Below are 12,440 nucleotides of genomic sequence, written 5' to 3'. Positions count from 1 at the left end.
GTTTATTCCTTGGTGATTAATCAGGCGTGTGTGTTGAGCCAATGGTCTGAGTCTTTAAGATCAGGAGTGGTATCCGTCAGAGTGGGCTGATGATTTGCCGCAACGATGGCTTCCTCTTGGTGGTAGGCACTTGAGGGAGAATCCTGCCCTGATTCAGAGCCGACATTGACATTGACATGAACGAAGTGTTGTTCTTGTAATTCAACTCTCAATCGTTCAGATACTTGGGCGAGTGCTTCTCTGGTTGCTGCTATATTGGCGTTGAGCTGTACATTCAGGCGATCCCCTTCGACTCGTACTAAGACTTCTAGTTTTCCTAAATCGGGCGGGTCAAGGCGAATTTTAGCTTCTTGAATATTTTGGTTCGCTTGCAACGTGACTCGATCTTGAAGGACTTGCATCATTTGCTCCCCCCAGCGGCTCGAATGAGTATTGACTTTAATTGCCGCCCACTCTCCGCTTTCTACAACGCTTGACGAATTCGCTGTTTGAGATTGAATGAGCGAAAGCGCATTAAACGACGAACTTTGTGTGCTGCTGGATGCGGTAACATCATGATTTGGCTGTGTAGGCTGAAGTTGAAGGCAATCAGAAATCATAATGCGGTTGGTCGGTGTAGCATGAAAGCTAATAGCACTTTGCTCATTCTTTTTAGCCACCTTAACCAAGTCCTGCTGGGTAAATGAAGGCAGGGTTCTCACCATCGATAACTCTGTTCCACTTTGATCCTTGGACACATTGTGCTCCCTTGACACCCCACTGTAAGGGTTAACCCCGTATGAATGTTGTACGGGCTCAGGAGCGGGACGACTTGGGAGGAAATCAAGCTGAAAACGTGGGGGAGGTTTTGGCGTCTCCCCAGCAATTTGGGTTGCGTATGCCGCTTCAGATAGGTGGTTTACCTCTATTTGCTCCACGGCGAACGAATTGCTCACATCTGAACGGAGCAAAATATTCGGCGCTATCATATTGGTGAGCATCATAGAACGATCCCCCTTGGAGTAGTGAGTTGATATGCCATCGCACGATCCTGTAGGCCACGAGCCTGCTGCATTTCTCGCTCAATCGCTTGGGTGGCAATGCGTAATTTTTCACAAGCTGCATTGTGCTCCGCTTTTGCCTCTCGAATGACCTTGGCGAGAGCAGGGTGGCTCAGTACTTTTTGATCATCGCGTAGCAATTGACGAAGGAGTAAGTCATAACGTTTTAATGCTGCCCAGTCTTGAGCGTCAGCGGCATGACGAATGTTGTTCGACAATTTACGATATCGTTGAGGCGAATGTTTATGCTTGTTGTCCAAAACTGACCCAGCCTTCTCTTATGTTACTCATGACACGCTCAACATTGGTTAAGCGCTCCGCATCATTGTGTATACTTGCGTAATACAGTTCGACTTGGCAGAACTCGTAGAGCTGGTGCAAACTTTGTGCTACTTCACCGCCGTTCTTTTCGTCTAATGCGCTGCTGAGTCCAACAAGAATATTCATACACTTATTAATACTATTGCTCTTTTCTGCCAATCGGTTGGCGGCCAAATGGCCGCGTACACGTTCGACTTCATTGAGTAAGCCATCAATAAGCATGACGACCAGTTGGTGAGGGTTCGCTGAGGCTGCTTGAGCATCAACATCAACTTGCTGATATGAGTCGTAGCCGGAATCCATGAGCATAAAACTTCTCCTTAAGTGTATTAACCAAACATTGACATGGTTTGGTTCATTTGGGTCATCAGGGTATTCATCTGAGTAAATTGTTTGAGGTAGAGCTGATATGACTTGTCGTATTTGCGTTCAAGTGAAGCCTGTTTCTCATCGATACGCTCAAGGCTATTTCGCAGTGCTTCCTTTTTAGAGTTAAATGCCCCGGAAGAAAAACTCAGTAGTGGTGCTGCGACGGCCTCAAAAGAATCAAATAAGCCATTATCGCCGTTAAAAATACTTTCCAAAGTGGTGCTATTACGGTTTTGCGCCTGTTCAAACCTGTCTTGGTCGAGCTTCATTTTGCCACTACGATCTAAGCTGATGCCGATTTGGCTGAGCCTCGTACCTTGATATTGGCCTCTAGAAAGTGCATTGAGTTCATTTTTAAGAGAACGTATTGTTGGATCACTGGCTAAAACACCACGTGATCGGTTGTCTGTTCCAATTTGTGTATAGGAATCAAGCGTTGAGGTTAATGTGTTATAGGCTTCAATAAAGCTATTCACTTGCGTTTGGGTGCTTTCTTGATCAAAGGCAATGTCTACTGTGATTGGCGATTCTCCCGTTATTTGTGCTTTGGTTACGGTAAGTTCAACTCCATCAATCATGTCTTTAAATTGGTTACTCGCATTCGTTAGCTCTAGGCCACTGTTCTCGCTTCCCAACCAAATAACCGCATCTTGAGCAGAGCTCAAAGTGGTGGGGTTGTTGATTGCACTTTCAAACTCTGTCTGATTGGTATTAGAGACTTGGATTGCAATACTGTTTTGTGCTCCAGTTTCCGTGCTTGTCAGCATAAAATGAGTCTGACCATTTGAGCGCACGACAGATGCGTTAACGCCAGGGTTGTCTGGATCATTATTGATGGCCTTAACTAATGCAGCCATCGTCGGCCTACCGTCCTCATTCTTGTCTAAATTTGCAAGGTTGAGGTCTAAACTCTCGCCGTTAATAGACAGCGTTAAGTTGCCTGAACCTGGCAGGTTAATATTGCCATCACCACCGTTAGGCATGGCCATAGAGATTTGATGGGAAGTCGCGATTTGCTCGACAAAGATTTGATAACGTCCAGGTAAAGCTTTCGCATCGGCGGCCACTGCCATGAAACCCTCATCGGATAGAGTCGCGCTATTTTTGATGATGCTCTGATCATCTTTGTTCATTGCATTTATAGCAGAGCGAAAGTCCCGTAAAGCACTCTCTACTTTGCCAATCGCCTTCTGTTCAGCCTGAAGTTGAGCGGCTTGTTTTTGGTTACGTTGCTGAAAGGGTTGTACGTCTAGTGTGGCAAATTGAGTTGCCATCGTGATCGGATCTAACGAATTCATGAGATTACTCCTTTCTCCTTGATGCTGGCTTACTTGTCTTGCTGTAATGCATGGATATTTTGCAAGATATGCGCCTGTTTTATTTTCTTTTTAAAACAATGGTTTACTTTTAAATTTCTGTTGTTTGGGAAGGTGAACTTCCGTTTGTTGGGTTCCGTTTCCCCCATTGCTCTCATCAAATGACAGCATTCGACATGGATTCAGAGAGCCATACGCGTAGAGGCCTTTAGCTAATTAGGTCTATTACGCTAAGAGCGATGTGAAACAAGTGTCTGCCAGTGACTTGGGGAATCATGGGTTTTCACAATATATAGGCGGTTTAAATAACAAAAAAAATTAATTAAGATATTGAAAATAATAAGTAAAGGCATGCGGTGCCAATCTATTAGTCATAACGGCACTATGCACCTTGAAGTCACTCGGGGATAAGCTGTCAATGAGCAAAGACCTTTAGCGGAGTGCTCACCCTTTCGAGCCTAGTCAGAGAGGGCACTTTTGGTATGAGAATATAAAAGTATCAGAATATGAGAGTAAGAAGCTTACCGGCAACACGCAAATGTTTAGCTAGACATTAAAGGAATGTTGATAACACAATAAAGCCTCTCTTGTGAGAGGCTTATAATATAGGTAAGGTTCTTTATTAAGCAATGTTTGCCAATGAACCACTCTATTAACGAAGCAGTGACATTGCCATACCTGGTAATTGATTTGTTTTGCTCAGAACAGTGGTACCTGCTTGCATTAGCATCTGGTTTCTTGTCATATTTGATGATTCGACCGCAAAGTCAGCATCGGTAATACGACCTTTAGCCGCCGCTGTGTTTTCAACCATGTTGCCTAAGTTCGCAATAGTGTGCTCTAAGCGGTTAATGTTAGCACCGAATGCGGAACGAGCTGTACCCAGGTTAGCTAACAAGCCTTCAGAGCCTGTACCACCAGTAAGAGTCGTCATAGCTGTGTTAGCAGTCCCTTCATCTAGCAAATCACCAAGAGCAATAAGCACATCATTAATGTTTTGAACTTGCGTTGAAACGTTAGTTGCCAGTTGTTCGCCAGCTTGTGTTCCAATCTGGAAATTAACGGCACCTTGTTCAAATTGACCTTCATCTTTTTTTAGCAGTTTTTGACCACCAAAACTGGTTGTGTCCATAATATTGACAAGTTCTTTACCAAGCTCTTGGTATTCAGCATTCAATGCTATACGATCAGTGCCTGTGTATGTGCCGTTTGCTGATTGTGTCGCTAGGTCATTCATGCGGTAAACGATGTTGGTCATTTCGTCCATCGCACCTTCTGCTGTTTGCATCATTGAAATGCCATCTTGAGCATTACGCATGGCAACATTCATACCGCGCGTTTGAGACTCAAGACGCGTTGCGATTTGTAGACCAGCAGCATCGTCAGCAGCAGAGTTAATACGGTAACCCGTGCTTAAGCGTTCCATCGCAGTGCTTAGTAGGTTATTTGTGTTGTTCAGAGTGTTTTGAGTCACCATTGCAGCGTAGTTAGTGTGCATAGATAAAGCCATTGTAATCTCCTTGGTTTATTACTATTTTAAGCGGGCTTTTGGGTTATTCCCTGTTCATTATTTACAGACGGCCAATGGATTTGATTTGTTAATCGCAATTAAGATTTTTTTATAAAATAGGGTTTTTAGGCATTTTTTATGGAGTAAAGTCACAAAAAATCATGTTTTTAGTCCACGTTACACCCAAGAATTTTGAGGACGATTGGGGATATGTATAAAAAAGCCGAGCTTACGCATTGTTAAGCTCGGCATCTTGAAGTTGCTTGGGTATAAGAAGTAGGGAATTAGCCTAAATTACCAATCACATTAATATTTTTGTTTTCAGGGATCTCATTATAAGACAGTACGGCAAGCCCTTGTGTAAAGGCTCGTGCATAGCGGGCCAAGAGAGGGCGCAACTGTGGCATAACCAGCAGAATAGGTGGCAACCCCTGTTGTTTCAGTTGTTGACGAATGAGTGGCAAGTTTTGCTGAAACTGACTGAGAATATTGGGTTCGATTGGAAAACTGTCTAACATGACGTTGCCAGTCGCTTGGGCTTGTTGCAATGAGGCCAAGAGCATCTGTTCAAGTTCATCTGATAGGGCGTAGACACTCAGCTCATCTTTGGATCCTGCGATCAAGTTGACTAAGGTTCTTCTCAGGGCACAGCGGACATCTGCAGAAATTAAGATCGGGTCTTTAGTATTTTCTGATGATTCTAGCATGGTGTTGGCGATCGAGCGTATGTCTTGGAGTGGCACTTGATCAAGCAGTAACTGGCGATATATTTTAAGTTGTTGAGCAGGCGTTAAAGCTGCAGTCAGAGCTTCAGCAAGTTTTGGCGCATAATGGGTAAGACGCTGTGTCATTGCTTCTACGTCATCATGATTGAATAGCTCTGCTAAATGAGTCTTCATGACTTTACTGATATGAGTCGCAATGACGGTGCCATCATCAACAACTTGATAGCCTAAATTCAGGGCATTCGCTTTATGTTGATGCTCTATCCACACTGCAGGCAAGTGATAAGCTGGATCACTGCCTAAGATGCCATCGATTTCCCCATAGGTTTCACCGACAGCAATCGCCATGAGTCTATCGGGTTCAATAAAGCCTTGTTCAATGACTTCTCCATTTAGGGAAATGGTATATTGATTGGGTTTTAGATTTAAGTTATCGCGAATCCGGACTTCTGGAAGTAGAAAACCGACTTGCTCTGAGAGGTTACGCCTGACTCCTTTGATGCGTTGAGTAAGAGGTGCGCCTTGCTCTTTATTGACGAGGTGCACCAGACGGTAACCTAATGCTAAAGAGATAGAATTAATATGAGGAATGTCGTTCCAAGTTAACGGGGCTTCATCTTCCTGCATCGCATTGGCAAGCACCTCCACTTGCTCTATGTCGACCTGTCCTTGTTGTTTTTTACTTTGACGCCAGCCAGCAAAAGCCAGAGCAAAGGCAAAAGTGAAAAAAGCCAGATGTGGCATACCAGGCACAAGACCGATCACGCCCATGATGGCTGCAACAGTAAAGATTGTCGCCGGTGTGGCTAACAACTGCTGCTGCATAGTCTCCGACATACTGTTATCACTGTCATTGATCCGGGTAACAATAATTGCGGCAGCGGTTGCCAAAAGAAGTGAAGGGATCTGGGCAACCAGACCATCACCGATGGTGAGTAGAGCAAAGGTCTTAAAGGCCTCCGATGCTGGCAAGTTATATTCAAAGACCCCAATACTGACACCACCGATAATATTAATAAACAGAATCAATAATCCAGCTATGGCATCACCACGGACAAACTTAGAAGCACCGTCCATTGAGCCATGAAAGTCGGCTTCATTAGCGACTTCCTGACGGCGCTGGCGGGCGGCTTCTTGATCAATCAGCCCAGCATTCAAATCGGCATCGATCGCCATTTGCTTACCGGGTAGTGCATCCAATGTGAAGCGAGCAGAAACTTCAGAAATCCGCTCACCCCCTTTGGTAATCACGACAAAGTTGATGATCATTAAGATGATAAACACCACAAGGCCAACCACGTAGTTACCACCAATTACCACCTCACCAAAGGCTTGAATCACTTTACCAGCAGCATCTCCACCATTGTGGCCTTCGAGTAAGACAATTCGCGTTGAAGCAACATTCAGTGTCAGGCGAAGCAAAGTGGCAACCAGTAAAATGGTTGGAAAGATTGAAAAATCTAGTGGCCTTTTTGCTGTTGTACTGACTAAGAGTACCAGAATGGCTAAAACGATATTAAAAGTAAATAACGCGTCTAATAGCAATGGAGGCAAGGGTAAAATAACCATTGCGAGCACCATTAATAAGGCAATAGGGATGCCGATGTATCCCCGGGTGGAAGTGCGAATGTGTTTTAACCAGTTCAGCATACTTTTGTGTCCTAGAGCCAATGCAGGCTAATCAGTGTTGTAAATGTTTTGGAATCGAAAACGACGGCAGAGGGGTAGGTTGATCACCGTGTCCTTTCCGAAATGATTTCAATTGCAAGACGTAATTAAGAATATGAGCAACGGCAACATAGAGTTGGCTGGGTATGGCTTGTTCAATGGCCGTTGTATGATAGATAGAGCGGGTAAGTGGTGGTGCATTCACCACTTCCACTTGGTTTTCTCTGGCAATGCGCTGAATATGCATGGCCGTTTCATCAATGCCTTTTGCTACGACGAAAGGTGCATCAGACAGAGTGGGATCGTATTTTAAAGCAACCGCATAGTGTGTTGGGTTGGTAATAATGACATCGGCTTTTGGTACAGCATTATTGATCTGACGCCGAGCAAATTGCTGTTGAACCTGTTTGATGCGCTGTTTTACTTCCGGGCGCCCTTCATTATTTTTGAACTCTTCTTTAAGCTCTTGTTTTGTCATTTTAAGTTCTTTTAAATGTTCCCAACGCTGGTAAGGAATGTCGATAACCCCGAACAGTAAGAGCGCAAACCCAAGTAATAAGATGCCTTCAAATAAAATCGCTAATATGGTCACCACGCCCTGATTCAGAGGCAAGGTTTGTATGTGCAATATTGGTTGAAGCTGGTGGCTGAGGTAGTTATAGAGAAGGGCAAATATCACCGCCACCTTCAATGTTGACTTGATGAGTTCAACCAGTGAACGTGTGGAAAAAATCCGTTTGACCCCCGATATAGGGTTAAGTTTATTGAGCTTCGGTGTGAGATTAGCAGGGCGAAACAGCCAGCCTCCGACAACCATGCTGCTGGCCAACACCACTAAGGCAATCATTACGAAAAATGGCAGCAGTAATTGGATGAGAACACTGAGGCTTTGCCCTAGCTGAATTAACATATTGTTTGGGCTGTCTAGCGTCTGCCTAGTTAAGGTCATGTTATAAGTAAATAGGCCAGAGACATTTTCCCAAATTGAATCAAGTTGGGTTTGGAAAAAGATTAAGGTCGCCAAAAAGATAATTGCGGCTGTAAACTCTTTTGCTCTCGGTATTTGCCCTTCTTGGCGGGCTTTTTTGATTTTTTGTGGGGACGCTTTTTCGGTTTTATCCTGTGACGTAGACTCGCTCATGCTCCCCCCTGAATAAAGTGGTTAAGGTACTGAAACATCTCATGCACCAGCGTGGTGTATCGGCTTGGCACACCGGAAACAGAAAGTAGGACACTGAATAGACCAAGTAACATTGTCATTGGGAAGCCAAGTGCGTAAACGTTTAAGGAAGGTGCGGCGCGGTTCATGACACCAAAACTAATATTGGCCAATAGCATCGAGACGATGGCGGGAAGGGCTAAGGCCAAAGAGGCCATTAACATCCAGCCGAATACGTTAATGATCACCTGTAATGAGAGTGCTGAGATACCAGAGCCGACAGGCCAGATCACGAAACTTTGGATGACGAGGTCAATAATTAATAAATGCCCTTCCAACGCTAGGAAAAGAAGGGTTGAGAATAACAAGAAAAGCCGTCCGAGAATGGCAACAGAAAGGCCATTAATCGGATCATTCATCATTGCCATACCTAACCCCATCTGAAGAGATACAATTTGACCTAGCATAGTAAATACATTGAATAACATATGTAGGATCAGGCCAAACAGCATTCCCCAGACTACCTGTTCCACTGCAAGAAGAATCGCGCTCACAGAGAAGAGTTCCAATGCTGGCATTGTTGGCATTAGAGGAGCAGTAATCACAACCAGTGAGAGTGCAAGTAAGCTGCGAACCCAGATAGGAATAAGTGCATCGCCGTAAAAGGGGAGCGAGACTAATACCGCAAACACACGAAAGAATGGCCACCAAAGTTGGCCGAGTATTACTGACAGCTCTTCAAATGTTATTGCCATTAACCTATCATCCCCGGAATGTTATGAAACAAGAAGTTAAATAGGTCAATGATTTTTCTGAGCATCCAATGGCCAGCAAAAATAACCATAAGAAGAGTGACAAATAGCCGGGGAAGAAAGCTCAAGGTTTGCTCATTAATTTGAGTCGCTGCCTGAAAAATGGCAATTCCTAAACCGACGATCAAACCGGGAACAACTAACACAGCAACGATAACGATGATTAACCAGACGGCATCAGAAAATAGGGTAACGGTTAATTCAGGTGTCATGGTGCTTTCCTATTATCCAAAACTGGCTGACAGTGTGCCGACTGTCATTGTCCATCCATCGACAAGGACGAAGATCATCAGTTTAAAGGGGAGAGAAATGATTAAGGGCGATAGCATCATCATTCCCATGGCCATTAAAACGCTCGCGACAACTAAATCAATGATAAGAAATGGAATAAACAACATGAACCCGATCTGAAACGCGGTTTTTAATTCACTAATAACGAACGCTGGGAGGATAATGGCAAAAGAAATATCCTCGACTTTTTGATCCTTGGGTTCATTGGCAATATTCAGCATTTGTTCAAGGGCACTTTGGTGAGTTTGGGCTAGCATGAAATTTCTGACGGGTTTTTCAGCGATAGAAAATGCCTGCACTAGGGTAATATCACCTTGGTCGTACGGAACAAACGCATGTTCATAGATGTCTGTCCAAACCGGACGCATGATCAGTAACGTTAGAGTCATAGCAATACCGACGAGGACTCGATTAGGTGGGCTTTGTTGTAAACCTAAAGCTTGACGCAAAATAGCAAGAACAATGATGATCCTGGTGAAGCTTGTTGCCATTAAAATAAAAGCAGGCAAAAAACTGAGTGCGGTCATCAGTAAGAGAATTTGCAGTTTGACACTATACTCTTGCTGCGTATCACCGTCATAAACGGTCAAAATATTAAGACCATTGTCGACAGCGAGACTGGGAAAAGAAAGTAACATACAGACGAATAGAATGATCATCCGATGTATCGGTCGCTGCTTAATGTTTGATTGTTGCATGACATCGCCCACCATCGATCTTAATGACCGACACTATCTAGTGCAGAATCATAAACCTCCACCAGTCTGAGACCATACTTGTCATTGACGACAACGACTTCCGCTTGCCCCATCAAAGAGCCGTTGACTTTCACATCTAAAGGCTCACCATTGAGCTTATCCAATTCAATAACACTTCCTTCGCCTGCTTGCATCAGCTCTCCGAGTGAGATCTCTTTACTGGCGACTTCTAACGTGACGGTGACAGGTATTTGCTTAAAAAACGATATATCCCTTTGAACGACCTTCTTTGGTTCATTAGGTAATGATTCACCCTCTAAGTCATTCAACTGGAAGTCATCAAAGTTGAGTTCTTGGGCATCAAAAGTTGTATTCGTTGAGTCGTTCATTACTGTGATTCCTTATCTGGATTGAGAATTAATACAAGTTGACCATTTTGGTCCGCAACATGACCGGTAAAAAGTGAATGATGACCTATGTGAACGGGGGCCGAGTTGAAAAGCTCGATAGGGATGATGTCATCTGGTTTTAGGTTTATCACATCACTTAATATCATTTGCTTTTTAGCTAACGTGACATTGAGCCGTATTGGCGTCCCTTGCAGTGCGTGGCAGAAAGGCTCTGATAGATCATGCTCTGTAGATAGGCTTAATTGTTTGAGTAGCGTTTGGATTAGAGCATTGCTTAATGTCACTTTAAACAGCCCCTTGTTGTTATCAATACGGATGACGAGCGTTATCTCTATCCCGATTTCTTGAGCACTTTCATATAATCCGCTCTGCCACATCTCTTGTGGTGCCAGAAAACTAAGCACCAGACGCCCAATACGCTCTTGGATTCGTACGTCACTGGTGGTGACATGCGAAGATGGGCGTTCATTAGTATTGTCATAAAAACAATCAGCCAGCCTAAGTAACGTGTTTGGTTCAAAGTAAACATTGACCAACCCACCTAGTTGATGTGCAAAGGTGGAAAAGTGTTCTTTATTTACTGCATCATGATGTAATTTTTGGATAGAGACTGAATTTAGCTCTACGTCTAAACTGTTTTTTTGAACCCAACGTTGCAGTTCATTAGTTAGAGTAGAGCAAGAGTCTAATATCATTTTTTCTAATTTATCACGAATAATATGAATAGGTTTGCCTAATAACTCTACATCTAGAGTTTTAACCTCGCTAATTGGTGGTTTCACTTCGCCTCTCATCATTATTTACCGTTCCTTGACAATATTTTCTTTTTTAACTTAATAGCAGTCACTTTACACTTGATAATTTAATCTATATTAGGGGTAAATTAAAAGTTTGTGACTTTAGTTCACATGTTGGCTTTAATTGATAAAAGGGTACTTTTAATAAAAATTAAAAAGAGTTAATTTGGTTTTATACAATAAATAAGATATTTAACATTATAATATATAAGGAATTAATAAGGTTTTATTTTTCCTTAGTGATAATTTTTATTTAAATGTTTGTTTTAATTGGTTTTTTGATTTTCGTAATTGATTTTTTGTTTGATTCCTTTTCCAAGGTTCTAGAATTGAGATATTATTTAAACATGTTTGAGTCATTTGTTAGATTTTTTGGTGGGGTGAAATTTATACGATTTTCCTTCTCGCTTATTATTATTTCTTTTGTTCCTTTTAAAACGAGCTTTGCTTTTGAAGACGTTATTGCTTCAATGGATCTATCTAAATGGAATTATAAAGGTGATTCGTTTAAATGCAGGCTTATTCATTCTGATAACGTACATGGGAAGTTTTATTTCCATGCGGAACCTAATAAAAAAGTCAGCTTGGTTTTAAATTTTAAAGACTCTGGAAATAACTGGCGTGGTGTTGTTTTATCGAGTCAACTTCCGCCGTGGAAGAAAAAGCAAATAAGTTCCGAGCATTCTTCCGTTACTGTGTCTAAAGCGACGAATCAATTTTCACTTAATGATGGTGTTGAGGACTTACTAGAGAATATGGCAAATGGACGTTGGGTGTCGATATCTCTCTATGATGATGAGTTGTTATCAAGAAGCTTGCGAGTGACTTTGCCAGTGATTGGCATTCAGAGCGCATTGGCAGATTTTAAAAGGTGCCGTGGACAGTTACCCAAACTGTCATTCTCGCAAGCAAGAGATGTCAATTTACGTTTTCATATCGGTCAAAAGCACCTTAGTAATAGACATAAAGCTCAACTGCGTGATGTGTATAACTATATAACGAAGGATAAACGAGTGATCAAGATCCTCATAGATGGCCATACCGATAATACTGGTGATGCATTATCTAATTTGACGCTCTCACGCAGCCGAGCACAGCAAGTGGCGGATCAATTAGTTTTACAAGGCATCGCTCGTGAGATGATTGAGGTAAGAGCTCATGGTGCACGCTACCCAACAGCCAGCAATCATACAAAGTCAGGTAAAGCGAAGAATCGGCGGGTGACATTACGTTTAGTGCGTGATGACGAACAAACGGTTCCCAATAAATAGTTAAAAATTTCCCTGTAACCATTCAGAAAAAACAATGAATACAACCAGAAAAG

13 protein-coding genes are annotated in these 12,440 nt (G+C 42.8%); 1 reads left to right on the top strand and 12 read right to left on the bottom strand.

The genetic code is table 11. The features are described 5' to 3' along the window. Positions 1 to 20: 20 nt before the first annotated feature. From BS333_RS22385 to BS333_RS20025, 12 genes are all read right to left on the bottom strand, one after another. Positions 21 to 983, bottom strand: a complete 963-nt coding sequence (locus BS333_RS22385) for a flagellar hook-length control protein FliK (protein WP_021709783.1) — start codon at positions 981 to 983, stop codon at positions 21 to 23. Further along, on the bottom strand, positions 980 to 1,258 hold the full coding sequence (locus BS333_RS20075; protein WP_227739125.1) for a LafD: 279 nt from the start codon (positions 1,256 to 1,258) through the stop codon (positions 980 to 982). Before BS333_RS20075 ends, BS333_RS22385 begins: the two co-directional genes overlap by 4 nt. A 25-nt stretch (positions 1,259 to 1,283) precedes the next feature. Continuing rightward, on the bottom strand, positions 1,284 to 1,670 hold the full coding sequence (gene fliS / locus BS333_RS20070; RefSeq protein WP_021709785.1) for a flagellar export chaperone FliS: 387 nt from the start codon (positions 1,668 to 1,670) through the stop codon (positions 1,284 to 1,286). 20 nt (positions 1,671 to 1,690) lie between these two features. Beyond that, positions 1,691 to 3,028, bottom strand: coding sequence for a flagellar filament capping protein FliD (gene fliD / locus BS333_RS20065; protein ID WP_021709786.1), 1,338 nt, complete (start codon positions 3,026 to 3,028; stop codon positions 1,691 to 1,693). 670 nt (positions 3,029 to 3,698) lie between these two features. Then, positions 3,699 to 4,556, bottom strand: a complete 858-nt coding sequence (gene lafA / locus BS333_RS20060; RefSeq protein WP_021709787.1) for a lateral flagellin LafA — start codon at positions 4,554 to 4,556, stop codon at positions 3,699 to 3,701. Positions 4,557 to 4,840: 284 nt separating this feature from the next. Then, entirely contained in the window at positions 4,841 to 6,931 is a 2,091-nt protein-coding gene (gene flhA, locus BS333_RS20055; protein WP_021709788.1) for a flagellar biosynthesis protein FlhA, read from the bottom strand. 31 nt (positions 6,932 to 6,962) lie between these two features. Beyond that, entirely contained in the window at positions 6,963 to 8,090 is a 1,128-nt protein-coding gene (flhB, locus tag BS333_RS20050) for a flagellar biosynthesis protein FlhB (RefSeq protein WP_021709789.1), read from the bottom strand. Continuing rightward, positions 8,087 to 8,863: a flagellar biosynthetic protein FliR gene (gene fliR, locus BS333_RS20045; RefSeq protein WP_021709790.1), complete on the bottom strand. Its 777-nt coding sequence runs from the start codon at positions 8,861 to 8,863 to the stop codon at positions 8,087 to 8,089. Before fliR ends, flhB begins: the two co-directional genes overlap by 4 nt. Next, positions 8,863 to 9,132, bottom strand: coding sequence for a flagellar biosynthesis protein FliQ (gene fliQ, locus BS333_RS20040; RefSeq protein ID WP_021709791.1), 270 nt, complete (start codon positions 9,130 to 9,132; stop codon positions 8,863 to 8,865). The genes fliR and fliQ overlap by 1 nt, the downstream gene beginning before the upstream one ends. A gap of 12 nt (positions 9,133 to 9,144) precedes the next feature. After that, positions 9,145 to 9,870 carry a flagellar type III secretion system pore protein FliP gene (gene fliP, locus BS333_RS20035; protein WP_101903985.1) on the bottom strand — a complete coding sequence of 242 codons (726 nt, stop codon included), beginning with the start codon at positions 9,868 to 9,870 and terminating at the stop codon, positions 9,145 to 9,147. Between the two features lie 59 nt (positions 9,871 to 9,929). Next, the gene (gene fliN, locus BS333_RS20030; RefSeq protein ID WP_021709793.1) at positions 9,930 to 10,298 is read right to left on the bottom strand and encodes a flagellar motor switch protein FliN; all 369 of its coding nucleotides are present in this window, start codon (positions 10,296 to 10,298) and stop codon (positions 9,930 to 9,932) included. Further along, on the bottom strand, positions 10,298 to 11,101 hold the full coding sequence (locus tag BS333_RS20025) for a FliM/FliN family flagellar motor switch protein (RefSeq protein WP_237359113.1): 804 nt from the start codon (positions 11,099 to 11,101) through the stop codon (positions 10,298 to 10,300). The genes fliN and BS333_RS20025 overlap by 1 nt, the downstream gene beginning before the upstream one ends. A gap of 362 nt (positions 11,102 to 11,463) precedes the next feature. On the opposite strand from BS333_RS20025, the gene BS333_RS20020 reads away from it, so the two are divergent. Continuing rightward, entirely contained in the window at positions 11,464 to 12,387 is a 924-nt protein-coding gene (locus BS333_RS20020; protein ID WP_021709795.1) for a MotY family protein, read from the top strand. Positions 12,388 to 12,440: the final 53 nt, after the last annotated feature.

This window comes from Vibrio azureus, assembly GCF_002849855.1.
GTDB classification, from domain to species: domain Bacteria; phylum Pseudomonadota; class Gammaproteobacteria; order Enterobacterales; family Vibrionaceae; genus Vibrio; species Vibrio azureus.
Note: the sequence above shows the minus strand (reverse complement) of the source record. Positions and strands in the feature narration are given on the sequence as shown.